This window comes from Desulfobacter sp. (genome assembly GCA_028768545.1).
Taxonomy (GTDB): Bacteria; Desulfobacterota; Desulfobacteria; order Desulfobacterales; family Desulfobacteraceae; genus Desulfobacter.
The window spans coordinates 3,714,870-3,730,068 of the sequence record CP054838.1 but is presented as its reverse complement, the minus strand read 5'-3'; the positions used below and the strand labels follow the sequence as shown (position 1 = coordinate 3,730,068).

General features: G+C 47.0%; 13 protein-coding genes, 1 tRNA gene and 1 pseudogene. 12 read left to right on the top strand and 3 right to left on the bottom strand.

Translation table 11 applies throughout. From position 1 onward, the window contains the following. Positions 1–7: 7 nt before the first annotated feature. On the bottom strand, positions 8–3,058 hold the full coding sequence (locus HUN05_18040) for a CoB--CoM heterodisulfide reductase iron-sulfur subunit A family protein (GenBank protein WDP86788.1): 3,051 nt from the start codon (positions 3,056–3,058) through the stop codon (positions 8–10). A 36-nt stretch (positions 3,059–3,094) separates the two neighbouring features. After that, the gene (locus tag HUN05_18035; GenBank protein ID WDP86787.1) at positions 3,095–3,598 is read right to left on the bottom strand and encodes a hydrogenase maturation protease; all 504 of its coding nucleotides are present in this window, start codon (positions 3,596–3,598) and stop codon (positions 3,095–3,097) included. 430 nt (positions 3,599–4,028) lie between these two features. On the opposite strand from HUN05_18035, the gene HUN05_18030 reads away from it, so the two are divergent. Together HUN05_18030 and HUN05_18025 are read left to right on the top strand one after the other, a co-directional pair. Continuing rightward, a tRNA-Pro gene (locus HUN05_18030) sits at positions 4,029–4,105 on the top strand. A gap of 182 nt (positions 4,106–4,287) precedes the next feature. Beyond that, positions 4,288–4,476: a hypothetical protein gene (locus tag HUN05_18025; GenBank protein WDP86786.1), complete on the top strand. Its 189-nt coding sequence runs from the start codon at positions 4,288–4,290 to the stop codon at positions 4,474–4,476. 52 nt (positions 4,477–4,528) lie between these two features. On the opposite strand, the pseudogene nhaA reads toward HUN05_18025, so the two are convergent. Further along, positions 4,529–5,708, bottom strand: a pseudogene (gene nhaA / locus HUN05_18020) (Na+/H+ antiporter NhaA). Positions 5,709–6,106: 398 nt separating this feature from the next. Here nhaA and HUN05_18015 point away from each other — a divergent pair. From HUN05_18015 to HUN05_17970, 10 genes are all read left to right on the top strand, one after another. Then, positions 6,107–6,484: a PilZ domain-containing protein gene (locus tag HUN05_18015; GenBank protein ID WDP86785.1), complete on the top strand. Its 378-nt coding sequence runs from the start codon at positions 6,107–6,109 to the stop codon at positions 6,482–6,484. Positions 6,485–6,799: 315 nt separating this feature from the next. Next, positions 6,800–8,314: a sodium:proton antiporter gene (locus HUN05_18010; protein WDP86784.1), complete on the top strand. Its 1,515-nt coding sequence runs from the start codon at positions 6,800–6,802 to the stop codon at positions 8,312–8,314. Positions 8,315–8,354: 40 nt separating this feature from the next. Beyond that, positions 8,355–10,418: a PAS domain S-box protein gene (locus HUN05_18005; protein WDP86783.1), complete on the top strand. Its 2,064-nt coding sequence runs from the start codon at positions 8,355–8,357 to the stop codon at positions 10,416–10,418. A 15-nt stretch (positions 10,419–10,433) separates the two neighbouring features. Next, positions 10,434–11,987 (top strand): response regulator, encoded by a 1,554-nt coding sequence (locus HUN05_18000; GenBank protein ID WDP86782.1) that lies wholly within the window; start codon positions 10,434–10,436, stop codon positions 11,985–11,987. Further along, positions 11,987–12,379 carry a response regulator gene (locus HUN05_17995; protein ID WDP86781.1) on the top strand — a complete coding sequence of 131 codons (393 nt, stop codon included), beginning with the start codon at positions 11,987–11,989 and terminating at the stop codon, positions 12,377–12,379. The genes HUN05_18000 and HUN05_17995 overlap by 1 nt, the downstream gene beginning before the upstream one ends. Positions 12,380–12,411: 32 nt before the next feature. After that, positions 12,412–13,281 (top strand): universal stress protein, encoded by an 870-nt coding sequence (locus tag HUN05_17990; protein ID WDP86780.1) that lies wholly within the window; start codon positions 12,412–12,414, stop codon positions 13,279–13,281. 191 nt (positions 13,282–13,472) lie between these two features. Beyond that, a complete protein-coding gene (locus HUN05_17985) occupies positions 13,473–13,946 on the top strand; it encodes a response regulator (GenBank protein ID WDP86779.1) in 474 nt (157 codons plus the stop codon). 147 nt (positions 13,947–14,093) lie between these two features. Then, entirely contained in the window at positions 14,094–14,549 is a 456-nt protein-coding gene (locus HUN05_17980) for a Na+/H+ antiporter subunit E (protein WDP88125.1), read from the top strand. Continuing rightward, complete coding sequence (locus HUN05_17975; protein ID WDP86778.1) at positions 14,546–14,833, top strand: pH regulation protein F; 288 nt, start codon at positions 14,546–14,548, stop codon at positions 14,831–14,833. The genes HUN05_17980 and HUN05_17975 overlap by 4 nt, the downstream gene beginning before the upstream one ends. A gap of 12 nt (positions 14,834–14,845) precedes the next feature. Then, a complete protein-coding gene (locus HUN05_17970; GenBank protein ID WDP86777.1) occupies positions 14,846–15,199 on the top strand; it encodes a monovalent cation/H(+) antiporter subunit G in 354 nt (117 codons plus the stop codon).

Below are 15,199 nucleotides of genomic sequence, written 5' to 3'. Positions count from 1 at the left end.
TCGTCAATTATGCATCTTCCAGGATTGCATCAATCTGGGCCCTGAGCTGGCTCGGGGTAAATCCGTTGACCACAATCCCCTCTTTGGGGCAGGTGGCGGCACAGAGACCGCAGCCTTTGCAAAGCGCCTCACGGATTTTAACCCGTTTATGCTGTTTGTCATCCTCACCCTTAAATTCAACCAGTTCAATGGCATTGTAGGGGCAGATGTCGACGCAGAGGGCGCAGCCGTCACAATTATGGGTCACATGGGACTTGATGGCATCCAGCTTCATGGTCGTCTTTGACAGAATTACGCTGGCCCTGGAAGCTGCCGCCCTGCCTTGGGCAATGGCTTCATCAACAGGCTTGGGATAATGGCACATGCCGGCCAGGAACACACCGTCTGTGGTGGAATCCACCGGTTTGAGCTTGGGATGGGCCTCCATGAGGAACCCGTCTGCATTGACCCCGCATTTAAACAGGTCTGCAAAGGGCGCCGTGTTGTTTGGAACAATGGCTGAGGCCAGTACCAAAGCGTCTGGATTGACGATCACATCCATCTGGAGAATAGGATCAAAGACCTTGACAGTAAGCTCCCCGTTTTCATCGGTCACTTCAGGTTTATTGTCCCGGGTATATTTGATGAAAATCACACCCAGGTTTCTGGCTTCCGTATATGCATCTTCTTTGTCAGCATAGGTCCTGATATCCCGGTAAAGGATATACACGCCCATGTCCGGATTTGCCTTTTTGAACCGTACCGCCTTTTTAATGGATTGGGTACAGCAGACCCTTGAACAATATGGATGCTCTTCATTCCGGGATCCAACGCACTGGATAAAGGCAACGCAATCCAGGGAATCTGAAAATTCAGGGGTGTCATGGATCCGTTTGTTGAGATCCATGATGGTCATGACCCGATCATCTTCTCTGTACCGGTACTCATCCGGTTTGTATTCGTTGGCACCGGTGGCAATAATACAGGTACCAAAATCAACGGTTTCGGTATCACCGTTGTGGGTGAGTTCGCCTGTAAAAGATCCCACAAAGCCTGAAACAGCCGTGAGCTGGGTATGGGTCATGACCTGGATTTTTTCATGGGCCATGATTTCCTGGGCAAAGGCCTGTGTATGGGCCTTGATGTCCTCGTCTTTCCAGGTTTTTAATATCGTGTTGGCCACGCCGCCGAGTTTGCCTTCTTTTTCAATGAGAACGGTTTCATATCCCTGGTTGGCCATGTTTTTGGCCGCACTCATTCCGGCAAGCCCGCCTCCGACCACAAGAGCCCTGGGCGTGATATTAACTTCAATGTCCTGAAGCGGATAGTTGAGAGATACTTTTGCAACAGCCATTTTTACCTGCTCCTTGGCTTTTGCCGTGGCTTTTTCAGGCTCGTTGGGATGAACCCAGGCGTTCATGTTCCTGATATTGGCCATTTCCACCATATATTTGTTTAAGCCTACATTCTGTAGGGTTTCTTGGAACAGAGGCTCATGGGTTCTCGGCGTACACGCTGCAATGACTACGGCGTTAAGGTTTTCTTTTTTAATGGTTTCGGCAATCAGATCCTGGGTATCTGCAGAGCAGGTAAACAGGTTGTTGTCCACATAAACTACATGGGCAAGGGTTTTTGAAAATTCGGCGACCGCTTTTACATCCACAACACCGGCAATATTGGTTCCGCATGAGCAGACAAAAACACCGATCCGTTTTTCCTGATCACTAATGTCAAATTCTTCAACAAAGGTTTTTTCAACGGTCAGGCTGCCCCTGGAGTCGGCCAGAGCCGATTTGACCCGGGCTGCGGCTGTGGATGCAATGGTGACGGACTGGGGAATGGCTTTGGGACTTTGAAAACTGCCCGTAACAAATACCCCTTCCTTGTTGGTCTTTGACGGATCAAAACTTGAGGTTTTGGCAAATCCGTAATGGTCCAGTTCAATTCCGCATTTTTGAGCCAGGTCTTTGGCATCTTCAGGGGCTTCAAGCCCGATGGAGAGAACCACCATGTCAAAGAAAGACTCCTGGGAATTTCCTTTCTGGTCGGTCCAGAGCATGGTAACCCCGTGGCCGTCAGGTCCTTTGAGCAGAGAATGGGGACGGGCGCGGATAAATGATACCCCCCCGGTTCTTGCGCTTTCATAGTAGCGTTCATACTCTTTGCCCGGGGTTCTGATATCCATGTAGAAAATGGTCTGCTCTCCGTTGCCTTCTGCCATGTGTGACTGGGTCATCACCGCCTGTTTTATGGCATACATGCAGCAGACGCTGGAGCAATATCCGTTTTTAGAACAATTATTGTTTCTGGAACCGACGCATTGGATCCAGGCAACTTTTCTAGGCTCTTGGCCGTCAGATTCTTTTTGTAAATGGCCCATGGAAGGACCGGAGGCTGAAAGCATACGTTCATATTCAAGACTTGTGACCACGTCCGGAATGGTATCATATCCGTAATAGTCAATGCCTTTTGGGGAAAAGGGCTTGAATCCCGGTGCCAGAATAACCGCACCGACATTGATGTCCACGTACTCGGTTTTCATTTCATAATCAATGGCGCCGGTGGGGCAGATTTTTGCGCAGATTCCACATTTGCCCTTGTTCAGGTAAATACAATGGTCCGGGTCAATGGCGTACTTCAAAGGCACGGTTTGATCATATTTGATGTAGGCGGCCTTGCGTTTGTTTAAGCCTGCATTGTATTCGTCATCGACTTTTTTCGGGCATTTTTCCGCACAAAGGCCGCAGGCAATACATTTGTTTTCATCAACATACCTGGGCTTTTTTTTGACGGTTACTGTAAAATCTCCCAGTTCGCCTGAAACAGTCTCGATTTCTGAGAGGGTTAATAACTCTATATTTAAGTGCCGACCGCACTCAACCAGTTTGGGTGAGATGATTCACATGGCACAGTCGTTGGTGGGGAAGGTCTTGTCCAATTGGGACATTGCCCCCCCGATACCTGCACTTTTCTCCACAAGATAAACGTAAAATCCGGAATCCGCCATATCCAGAGCTGCCTGAATACCGGCAATTCCGCCTCCTGCCATTAACACGGAACCTTTTGGTTGTTTCGCCATAAACACCTCGTTTTGGGGTTAGAAGATTAAATTTTTTTATAAATCGAAAGCTTTACGGCTTTCTAATTTCCTAATAGTGAGTGCTGCTGCTTCCTTTACCGCCTTTCTGGCCTTTGGACAAAGACCCGGGCTGATTTCGTTCGGAATGGTTTCTGTTTGCATGGCAATCACTTGAACATCAATACCCCGTTCTGCAAGCTGGGCAAGCAGGTTGGATGAAGGGGCCTGATGAAGAGAAAAATCAGCCAGTTTTTCACTGGGCACATTTGATATTTCAATTTCAAACACCTCTCCTTGTTCCCGTCCTTCAACGGTCACGGCATCAATAACAATGACCATCTTGGGGGGATTTTCCACCAGAAGAAGATCAAAAACAAAATCCTTGATGCCGGTGCCGGCATCAAGGACTAAAACAGAATCCGGAAGGGTATGGGTCGCATTGATCTCGTAGACAACTTCCGGGCCAAATCCGTCATTGCCAAACAGCGTGTTGCCACACCCAAAAACTAAATACTGCCTATCATACACTTGTGTAGTCACAGGTTCTTATGTCCGTAATTATGGTCAATTTTATAAATAATAATTAAAAAGCAAATGCTATTCATTTATTTACTATGGTTTTTTTCACTGCAAAAAAGCCCAAACCTTAGCAGGTATTTTGGGGACTGTCAAGTGAACAGGGAACAATAAAAGGGTGAGCATTTTTTCGATCACCCAAACAAGGGAATCTAAATACCTTTATTTAATACCTCTTCTACCTTGAAGCGCCCTGATGATCAGTGTTTGATTATTGTTTGGTTATTTATTAATAAACGGGTTTGTCAGGTATTTTTTTCTGAAATTTTTGTTTTATTCCTCTATAAATTAAAAAATTAATTCCAATTGAAAAATGATTTACAAAAAAAATGAGGTGTTCAAGATTCTTTCTTGACACCTGAAGATCAAAGTGATAGATACCCCTTGTTTCAATCGGGGCGTAGCGCAGTCTGGTAGCGCACTTGTCTGGGGGACAAGTGGTCGCAAGTTCAAATCTTGCCGTCCCGACCATCTAAAAATCAAGGCTTTTGACGATTTCGTCAAGGGCCTTTTTTGTTTTAAAAACCTGTCTGCCTGCAAGTCTGGTCAGCGTTTTGATGGGATTTGGAGCAAGAAACCAAGACAATTCAAGAAGAGTCGTGAGCAAGAAGAACAGTGACAGGATCGGCCAAAGTCATCTTATAAGGCATTTTATGGATAATAGCATTCCTGGCCGTCTTACTCCAGAAAAATTGGCAGGTATTATAATCGGTTTGTCTGTCTACTTTTTTAATACAGCAAATATCTGTTTTTTTGTTGATTTTTTGCCGAAAATCGGGGTTGCCCCAGACAGATGGGGCGATCAAAAAATTACTGGCAAAAAGGCGGAATATACCCCATAGATTACCTGTTAAAAATAGATTTTCTTTAAATCAGATTGTTTTTAAAAAAATATCAATTCTCCCCAAGGCTGCGCCGCAAAAAAAGATAACCCACAATACCTGAAACTAAAGATCCTAAGATGATGCCCAGACGTTCGTCAAACATCCGGACGGCCCCGGTCTGCTGAAAGGCTAATGAGCCGATAAAAAGGCTCATGGTGAATCCCACCCCGCAAAGGGCGGATGCCCCGTACAAAGATTTCCAGGACATACCTTTGGGAAGCTGTGTCAGCCCGGCACGAATCGCCAGACCGCAGAGGCCGAAGATGCCGATCTGTTTTCCGATGAACAATCCCAGGCCAATGCCCAACGATACGGGATGAAAAATCTGTTCAGCCCCCATGCCGGTAAAACAAATGCCTGCATTTGCAAAGGCAAACACCGGCAGGATGAAAAAGGCCACAGTAAAATGCAGGTCGTGTTCCATGCTTTTTAAAGGAGAATATTCAGGGTCCTGTGCAGAGGTTATGGGGATGAAAAAGGCCAGTAGAACCCCGGCCAGGGTGGCGAATTCCTGATTTGAGCATTGCGGTCCACATGAATAGGCCCACCACGGCATAGGCGGTTTTTGACTCTATGTTGCGCCAATTCATAAATGCCAGAATCGGTATGCAGCACAGCACTACCAATAGGGCTGCCATGGAGATTTTTTCCGTATAGAACATGGCGATGATCACAATGGCGCCGATGTCGTCGAAAATGGCAAGTGAGGTCAAAAACACCTTGATGCTCACCGGGACTCGTGATCCCAAAAGGGATAGTATCCCCAGGGCAAATGCAATATCTGTTGCCGCTGGAATGGCCCAGCCTTTCATGGCCATAGGATCATTTATGTTAAAATAGATATATATGAGTGCCGGTACTGTCATGCCGCCTATGGCCCCGACGCCCGGAAGGATGATTTTTGTTTTATCGGAAAGTTCGCCTTCCAAGACCTCACGTTTGAGTTCCAGGCCGATCAAAAAAAAGAATACCGCCATCAATCCGTCATTGATCCAGAGCAGGGCAGGTTTTGCTATGTGTAATCCCCCAATGCGGATTTCTACGGGCGTATCTATGAGCATTGCATAGTATGTGTACAAGGGTGTGTTTGCAATGCAAACGGCCAGAGCTGCTGCAAACATCAGCGTCAATCCCCCGGCAGATTCCAATTTGAAAAATTTAGATAAAAAAGATTCTTGAGCGTGATCCATAATATAACCTCAAATTCTATCATCAACGTTAGCGAGCATTAATAAATGGCTATCAGAAAAAAGGTTTGGTTGCAATACCCATATTGGGAGCCTGCATCTTGAAAAGATGTTTTTTCCCCATGGGGCAGGAGGGCCGTTAAGGGACTGCCCTTTTGGGGGCTGTATACATTTTGACCGGGATCATACCCGGTGCAACGGTCTTGGGGGGAATTAAAAGAGAATGCCGGGACGTGTTTCCATGGTAATCTTTACGATAAGCTTGTATACTTGAAAAAGGCATAGGGTCAATCAGGCTCTCCCCATGGCACACCCCTCTTTAGTTATTGGACGCCTGTTTTTCCGGGGGAGCGGCAAAAAGGAGGCAGTTATTGGGTCATTTAAATTCAGGAGAAAAGAGAATGCTGGATGAAATCACCAGGCAGGCCGGTGCGCTAAATGAAGATCAGCAAAGAGATGTTCTCAAGTACATTCAATCCATTCAGGATGTCAGAACCTATCCAAGGGTGAAGACCCGGCTTGAGGTGGATGTGCTCATCGATGATAAGGTCATCCAGTCAGATTCAAGAAATATGAGTGCCTCCGGGGTTTTTATCAATACAAGTGTAAAGGCTGAGCCAGGGACTTCTGCCACAGTGGTTTTTATGGTTCCCGGCCAGAAAACCCCGTTTAAACTAAAGGGCAAGGTGGTCAGAACAGAAGAGGGCGGGGTGGCCATCTGGTTTTCAGAAATGACCAATTATGCCCAAAAGGCATTGGGAAAGCTGCTTCTTGCCTGAGCCCCAGGCCGTTTTTTAATTGAAGTTTCAGGAAAAAAAGGATTATAAGGGGTTTTCTGTCTTTTATTTTTGTTCTGTTTTTATGGGGGCCCTGTTTTTGATTCAAGGATCTTCAAGGTTTCGTCTTGACATTTACAAGGATATTTAATAGTGCATTTTTAATGCATCTGTATTTTACCTGTCCCGTTAGTGTCTGATTTTGGTTTTCGCCACACCTTTTTTTTGTGGATATTCAAGTCCCGCATGATCAGCCGTGCGGGCATTCATCCGGTGACCAATGCTCAAAAGCACCCAGAACCCCAGGGGGATTGGATCATGAAGTTGGACAAGCATGCGGCTATGATTTTGGTTTTTGTCTGTTTGATTTTTTTGTTCCTTGTTACTGCGGGCCATGGGGGACAAAACAAAAAAAATCTCCCCCATGGGACATTGGCAGATTCCGCACATGTTGCGGCAGAAGGCCGGGACCAAACCGGCCACGGCCATATTAATTTGGGAGAAGTACTGCCCCTTTTTTCCTGCATCCCCTTTGCCGGCATGCTCTTGTCCATTGCCCTGCTGCCCTTGGTGGCCGGCAGGTTCTGGCATCATCATTTCGGCAAGGTTTCCGCATTTTGGGCCGCCTGTCTTGCCATTCCCTTTGTTATTGTTCACAAGGGCCAGGCCATCCATGAAATTTTTCATATTATCCTGGCCGATTATCTACCCTTTATTATCCTGCTCTGGGCCTTGTTTACCGTGTCCGGCGGAATTTTGCTCAAAGGACGGCTGAGGGGCTCTCCCGGGGTAAACACCCTGATTATTATTGTTGGCACCCTGCTGGCATCCTGGATGGGAACCACAGGAGCTGCCATGCTCATGATTCGTCCCTTTATCCGGGCCAATGCCCACAGGAAAAACAAGACCTTTATGGTGGTCTTTTTTATATTTTTAGTGGCCAATGTGGGCGGGGCGCTTACCCCTTTGGGGGATCCCCCGCTTTTTTTGGGATTCCTCCACGGCGTTAGCTTTTTTTGGACCTTTAAAATTCTGCCCCATATGCAGGTAACCTCAACTCTTCTTATTGGCATCTATTTTTGCCTGGATTTGTTTTTTTATAAAAAAGAAGGGGGTGCCCCTCCGCCCGAGGACGGGGAACCTGCGCCTTTACGTCTTATCGGCACCTATAATTTTATCTTCCTTGGCGGGATTGTGGGGGCGGTTCTCATGAGCGGTATTCTGGATTTAGGCCAGGTGTCCACCTTTGGGATTCACAGGGCGGTCCAGGACTGGCTTCGGGATGGATTGCTCATCATCATGGGGCTGGCCTCCCTTTTTGCCACCCCAAGACCCTTGAGGGAGGAAAATGAATTTACCTGGTTTCCCATTGTCGAGGTGGCCTATCTTTTTATTGGAATTTTTATCACCATGATTCCCTGCCTGCTTTTGCTCAAGGCCGGATCCAAAGGCGGGTTTGCATTTTTGATCAATGCGGTTCAAGAGCCCTGGCATTATTTTTGGGTGACAGGGTTGTTGTCTGCCTTTCTGGACAATGCCCCGACCTATTTGACTTTTTTTAATACCGCCTTGGGCAGTTTTTATGCGGGCATGACCGAAGCTGTGTCTGTGCCCCTGCTCATGACGGAAAATGCCATCTATCTGAAAGCGGTTTCTGCCGGGGCTGTTTTCTTCGGGGCCTGCTCGTATATCGGTAATGCCCCCAATTTTATGGTACGGTCAATTGCCAGTGAAGCCGGTGTGGAAATGCCCAGTTTCTTCGGGTATATTTTTAAATATTCTCTGGTCTTTCTCATCCCGACCTTTGTGGTTGTCACCCTGATTTTCTTTTAATATACTGATACCCGGAGCCAAACAAAAAAAGGAGCTGTTCATGAAGCTTGACCTGAACCAAAGAAAGATCGGCATCATCGGCGGGAACAATCCCTGCTGCGAGATACTCACTCGGCTGACCGATTCGGCTCTGGCAAGCCTGAAATGTGAAGTGATGCTGCTGGCCGACCCTCTGGTCCAGAATGAGGGCTTTGCCTGTGCCAAACGGGTCGGGGTTCCCACCACAGTCGAATATCAGGATCTTCTGGGGCTGGATACCATGGATCTTGTGCTGAAACTGAAAAATGACCAGGCCCTGGCCCCCATTCTCAGGCAATTGGAACAGCGGGGTGTCCAGGTGCTGGAGCTGGACTCCTACCAGGCGGTCTCTTTTCTCAGTCTGCTTGGGACCGAGGCTGAAAAAATCAGGGTCAGGGAACAAATTAAGGACATAGATGTCTGCCGGGATGATTTGGTATGTCTCTTTGACCGGTTCTCAGGTCATATCACCGAGATTTTCAGTAAAAAAACCCAGTTTCTCAAGACCGAGAGAGAAGAACTCTTGGAAATGGAAAAAGAGCTGACCCAGGTGATCCAGGGCAGTATGATCCCCACCTTTATTATAAATAATGAGCATATCCTGACCCATTGGAACCGGGCCTGCGAAGAACTCACCGGCCACAATGCCTATGAACTTGTGGGCACTGACCGGCAATGGGTCCCTTTTCGTTCGGCTAAGCGTCCCACCCTGGCAGATATTGTGGTTGACGGTCTGAGCGAGGAAGATACCCAAAAATATTACGGCACCTCCTGGCGTAAATCCAAAATTGTACAAGAGGCCCTGGAGGCAGAAGAATTTTTTCCCCACATCGGAGATCGGGGGAAATGGATTTTTTTTACGGCCGCCCCCATCAAATCCCCGGACGGAGAAATCATAGGCGCCATTGAAACCCTCAGGGACAGAAGTGAAGACAAGGCCGCCCAACAGGAAATTGCCCTCCAGGATCAGGAACTGCTCAAGCTCCATGAAAAGTATAAAAAATCAGAAGAAAAGTATAGGTCCCTGTTTAACAATAATCCCAATCCCATTTTTATCATCGACAGTATCACCCTTGAGGTTCTTGACATAAATCACAGGGTGCAAGAGGATTACGGGTATTCAAAATCCGATCTTCTGGGCCGGCCTTTTCTCGATCTTTGGGACAAGGATGATGAAACCATAGAAAAGGGATTGAAGGGGCTATACAAGGGCCAGACACTGCTCTTTACCAAAAGGCGGCATTTTAAAAAATCCCGAGAGTCGTTTTTTGTCAATACCAAGGTGGTCAACACCACCTACAGCAACAGAGATGTGCTCATTGCCTCGTCAACGGATATTTCTGAAAGCGTTGAAAAAGAAACCCAGCTGATCCAGGCCGGAAAATTGGCCACCCTGGGCACCATGGCCGCAGGCATGGCCCATGAGATTAATCAGCCGTTGAACGTGATCCAGATCTGTGCCGATTTGATGTTGAAAATGATCAAAAAAGGGCTGACCATACCGGATGAAGAAATCACGACCATGGCCAGGGACATTATTGACAACGTGGCCAGGGCGTCCGGGGTGATCAAGCATGTCAGGGATTTTGCCCGCCAGTCGGACCGGGACTTGAAAAAGCTTTGCATTAACGATCCCATCAATGATGTGTTCAAGGTTTTGGGACACCAGCTCACGGTTCATTCGGTCAAGGTGAAACTGGATCTTGATGATCAGGTTCCCCAGATCCGGGCCGAGCATAACCGTCTTGAGCAGGTCTTTATTAATCTGGTCACCAATGCCATTGATGCCATGGACGAAAAAGCCCAAAATACAGAGTCTTTTGTGGAAAAAATATTGACCATTAAAACCTGGGCCCAGGACCGCAAAGTGGGGGTTTCTGTGGCCGATACAGGGGTGGGCATGAGTGCTACGGTCAAAGGTAAAATATTTGAACCTTTTTTTACCACCAAAGAGACAGGCAAGGGCACGGGCCTTGGCACCAGTATCAGTTTTGGAATCATAAAAGATTATAACGGAACCATAGAAATAGAGAGCCGTGAAGGTGAGGGCGCACAATTTATAATTTGGTTTCCAGCCGTTGATTAAGGAGTGAAAAAACCTATGTCTGCAAATAAAATTCTCATTGTTGATGATGAAGAAATTATCGTCCGGCTCTTGTCCATGTCCCTTCGCAGTGACGGGTATGAAACGGTGACTGCCGGTAACGGTGAAGAGGCGCTTGAGGTGCTCAAGGCTCAGTCTCCTGATATTGTGGTCACGGATATCAAAATGCCGGTGATGGACGGGCTTGAGCTTTTAAAACAAATCAAGCTGATTGATCCGGACAAAGAGGTGATCATTGTCACCGGTCACGGGGATATTGATTCGACCATTACAGCGCTTCAGTACGGGGCCAGTGATTTTATCAACAAGCCTGTGCGGGACGAGGCCCTGGCCATTGCCCTGGAGCGCGCCAAGGCAAAGATCCATATCCGGGAGCAATTGGAGGGGTATACCAAAAACCTTGAATTTAAAGTGGCCCAGGCCACAGAAGAGATTCGCCGCAAATCCAACTTTCAACGATTGCTGATCCATTTTTCCAATGACGCCATTGTGGCCTTTGATCATGACTGGAAAATTGTGGTCTATAATCCAGAGGCGGCCCGGATTTTTAATGAACCTTCGGTGAATGTGATCAACAAGATGACCATTGAGGATCTTTACCAGCCTGAGATCTCTGGTGTTTTCAAAGAAGAGGCAAGAAAAAACCCCAACGCCGGTAATCTGCCCTGGAAGGAAATGATGTTGACCATCAAGGAGGGGAAAACTTTTCCTGTGCGGTTTACCACCAATGTGCTGTATGAAAAAGGTGAATTCATGGGGATTGTTAATTTTTTTCAGGATTTAACCGAGATCAAGGACCTGGAAAAAGAATTGGTCCGGTCCGAACGGCTGGCAGCAGTCGGCCAGACCGTGTCCGGCCTTGCCCATTATGTGAAAAATATTCTCATCGGCCTCAAAGGCGGATCCTATGTGGTGGATGTGGGCATGAAAAAAAATAATACCCAAAAGCTTAAGACAGGTTGGGAGACCATTAAAAAGAACATTTCCAGGGTCTCGGACCTGACCCAGGACATGCTCACCTATTCCAGGGAGCATGATCCTGAGATGGCCCCCTGTTCTCCCAATGAGATTGTCGAGGAGGTGGTCAGCCTGGTCAAAGAGGCGGCAAAGGCCAAAGATATCTCTATAAAATCAAAGATTGATCCTCGTATCGGAGTTGTCCTTGCCGATCCTGAAACCATTCACAGGTCATTGCTCAATCTGGTGAACAATGCCATGGACGCCTGTCTGGAAGATGAGGATCTGTCCAAAAAATTTGTCATTGGAATCAAAACCTATACAGACGCCCAGGAGATGATCTGTTTCGAAGTTGAGGATAACGGCTGCGGCATGGATGAAAAGACCCTGTCGCAATTGTTTAATCCCATGTTCAGTACCAAGGGGGGCAAGGGAACAGGCCTTGGGCTTTTGGTGACCGGCAAGCTTGTGGAAGAGCATAAGGGACGTATCGATACTAAAAGCCAAAAGGGAAAAGGGTCTTGTTTTACCCTCAAGCTTCCCTTTGACCCCATTTCGCCCTTTGATGAAAGACTGGCCAAGGAGGATAAATAATGAGCAAAAAGGTGCTTGTGGTAGATGATGATCCTGATGTCAGGTCATTTGTGGTCACAGTGCTGGAGGAAAACGGTTATTTGCCTCTGGTTGCCCACGACGGTGTTGACGGACTTGAAAAGATCCAGGCCAACCGGCCGAATCTGGTCATCCTTGATGTGCTCATGCCCCGGGGCAGCGGCATCCGGCTTTACCGTCACCTGAAAACCGATGAGACGCTCAAGGATTTGCCTGTGATCATGTTCACCGGCATTGCCCTAAGATCGTTTTTAAAATCCCAGAAAGTGCTGGACGAGTTTAAAGGCGGAGAGGTTCCCAAGCCCGATATTTATCTTGAAAAACCCGTGGAACCCGAAGAACTGGTCCAGGCCATTGAAACAAAAATCGGCTAAATTCAGGGTAAAACCAGCCCCCAGGAGAGGTTATGAAAATAAAAAAACTGCTTTTTGTCACCAAGTTTGAGGATTTATGCTTTGACGCCTTAAATGCTCTTTTAAGCCTGCGCAAGGCAGATCTCGACCATGTGGTGTTCCTCAATGTGATCGAACGGGACAAGGTCTCCATGAAGCGGGGCTCAGGCTATTTAAAACAAGAAGAGGTAAAACTTAAAGAGACCGCCAATATCCGGTTTATTGACTGGGCGGAAAATTTATTTGAACTGGGCATGGAAGTCGGGGCCTATATTGAGGTCTCAAGTCTTGTGTATGAGATGCTCAAGGTCATTGACCGGGAGGAGCCGGACCTTGCCGTTATCGGCAGGTCCCACAAAGGACCTTTGGAGCAGCTTTACTCAAGGTCTGATATTACCGAGCTGACCCGGCGGGTGAAAATTCCCATCCTGGTGTTCAAGCATATGCTCGAGGATCAGGTGGTGCCTGAACAACTATTCAAACGTCCCTTGTTTGCCACCTCCTGGTCAGGCAGCAGCCAGGCTGCCGTCGACTGTTTAAAGGGACTTTCCAATGTCATCGGCCAGATTCATCTCATGCATGTGGTCAGTGATAAGGATCTAAAAAGTACCGATACCCATGAGGTGCAGAAGGTCAGAAAATATGAACGCGGCCGCCTGGATGACCTTTGCGATGAGTTTGAAGCCGCCGGTATTGATGCAAGGCCCCATGTCTATGTGGGCGATCCTGAAAATGAAATCCTCAAGGCGGCCAGGGAATATCAGGCATCTATGATCGTTCTGGGGACCAGTGAGAAAAATGCCATGCTTGAAAGATGGATGGGGTCCATATCAAGGAATATAGCAGACAAGAGTATTTATCCGTGTCTCTTGTTTCCGGTTTGACGGATAATCAAGGATTGATCCTTTAAAAGCGGCTTGTTTTAAGGATATAGGGGGAAATTGTAAATCTATAAATTAGCTTTGACTTGTAAAAAGAACGCCTTGACTCCGATTTTTGGTTCTGGTACTAAATTGTTTTTTGATAAAAAAATATTAAGTGAGAAATAAGATATTTATGCTAATAAAGGGTCAATATGAAGCTTTTATTTATAGATGATGAACAGACGTTTTTGAAGTACCTTGCCAAGCGGCTGGTGTTGGATGGGTTTACGGTAAAAACCACTTTTTCAGGTGAAGAAGGGGTTGAAGCGGCATCAAAGGAGGATTTTGACGTGGCTGTGGTGGATCTGCAGATGCCCGGAATTGACGGTATTGAGGTCCAGAAACGTTTAAAAGATTTGCAGCCGTTTTTGCCCTGTATTGTCTTAACCGGGCATGGCAGTGTTGAAAATGCACTTGAAAGCGGCAAGTATAATGCCTTTAAATTCCTGTCAAAACCCGTGGATATGGAAACCCTCATCCAGACCATAAATGCCGCCTATGATCACAGGCTGGTTCAGGAAGGCCGTTCAGATACTCCCGAACACACCTTGTTGGATTCAAAAAAGAAAGGGACCTTATCAAAGCTGTATGACAAGTTCCGGGGAATTTACGGCGTTGAAAAATAGCCGATGTTCGGCACTTGAAGATTTACATTACTTTGATTAAGGAGACCTCCATTGATTCAATCTGGTACCGGTGAGGGGAAAACTGCCCCTGCTGTTGAAAAAAAGTCGGGATTTTCTTTTGTTTCGTTTTTAATCACATTTATACTTATGTTTGCCACCTGGCTGGTCCTGTCCGGGAATTTTTCAGGGCTTCTCGTCAGCCTGGGGGTGGTTTCCAGTCTGCTTGTGGCCTGGTTTTTCCACGATCTTTTGTTCCCGTCCATCACCCCGGGCCATTTCCGAATTTTTATCAAGTTTTCAGCCTATATTCCCTGGCTGATTGTGGAGATTATCAAGGCAAATTTCCATTTGCTCTATCTTGTTTTTCATCCCCGGATGAACGAGTTGATCGATCCCCATATTATGAATTTTAAAGCCGACCTTGAATCAGACCTTGCCATTACCACCCTTGCCAATTCCATTACCCTGACGCCGGGGACGATCACCGTCACCAACGGTGCTGACGGAGTATACAGGGTTCATGCCATTGATAAGCCGTCTGCCCAAGGCTGTCCGGGAAACATGCTGAACAAGGTGGCTGATATTTACGGAGAAGATATATGAACACCTTTTTTCTTATCGTCGCCATGGGCCTTTGCCTGCTCATGTTCCTGTCTTTGTACCGGTGCCTGTTCGGTCCCACAGTATTGGACCGGCTGGTCGGGGTGAATGCCATCGGCAGCAAGACCGTTGTCCTTTTACTGCTGATCGGGTTTTTATACGAACGGGTGGATATGTTTGTGGATATTGCCCTGGCCTATGCTTTTTTAAACTTTGTGGCCGTGATTGCCGCGTCCAGGTATTTCCACAAAAGAAAAGGCCTGTACGAAGAATCTTTTATGGATTGATGAGGAGTTGTCATGGATATACTTGTAATCATACTCTTGGCCTTTGGTTTTTTGTTTTTTCTGGGGGGCGCTGTGGGCATTATCAGGATGCCTGATTTTTATTCAAGGCTTCACCCTGCAGGAAAACTTGATACCTTAGGGATAATGGCCATGGTGGGAGGCCTTGCTCTGTATAACCTTCATCATTTTTCCCTGGGGACCGTTCTTTTATCCATTAAAATGATGCTGATCGTTTTCTTTGTATTCATGTCCAGCCCCACGGCAACCCACTCCATTGTGGATGCCGGGATGCGGGCAGGCTTGAGGCCATGGACCCGGAAGCCTAAGAATAATACGATTCAACCCCGGGAAACAGGAAAGGAATAA

What these genes read in the sequence shown, in the direction of transcription:
- HUN05_18025 (WDP86786.1), top strand. Translation starts at nt 4,288, where the DNA reads ATGGATAATAGCATTCCTGGCCGTCTTACTCCAGAAAAATTGGCAGGT.
- HUN05_18015 (WDP86785.1), top strand. Translation starts at nt 6,107, where the DNA reads ATGCTGGATGAAATCACCAGGCAGGCCGGTGCGCTAAATGAAGATCAG.
- HUN05_18010 (WDP86784.1), top strand. Translation starts at nt 6,800, where the DNA reads ATGAAGTTGGACAAGCATGCGGCTATGATTTTGGTTTTTGTCTGTTTG.
- HUN05_18005 (WDP86783.1), top strand. Translation starts at nt 8,355, where the DNA reads ATGAAGCTTGACCTGAACCAAAGAAAGATCGGCATCATCGGCGGGAAC.
- HUN05_18000 (WDP86782.1), top strand. Translation starts at nt 10,434, where the DNA reads ATGTCTGCAAATAAAATTCTCATTGTTGATGATGAAGAAATTATCGTC.
- HUN05_17995 (WDP86781.1), top strand. Translation starts at nt 11,987, where the DNA reads ATGAGCAAAAAGGTGCTTGTGGTAGATGATGATCCTGATGTCAGGTCA.
- HUN05_17990 (WDP86780.1), top strand. Translation starts at nt 12,412, where the DNA reads ATGAAAATAAAAAAACTGCTTTTTGTCACCAAGTTTGAGGATTTATGC.
- HUN05_17985 (WDP86779.1), top strand. Translation starts at nt 13,473, where the DNA reads ATGAAGCTTTTATTTATAGATGATGAACAGACGTTTTTGAAGTACCTT.
- HUN05_17980 (WDP88125.1), top strand. Translation starts at nt 14,094, where the DNA reads ATGTTTGCCACCTGGCTGGTCCTGTCCGGGAATTTTTCAGGGCTTCTC.
- HUN05_17975 (WDP86778.1), top strand. Translation starts at nt 14,546, where the DNA reads ATGAACACCTTTTTTCTTATCGTCGCCATGGGCCTTTGCCTGCTCATG.
- HUN05_17970 (WDP86777.1), top strand. Translation starts at nt 14,846, where the DNA reads ATGGATATACTTGTAATCATACTCTTGGCCTTTGGTTTTTTGTTTTTT.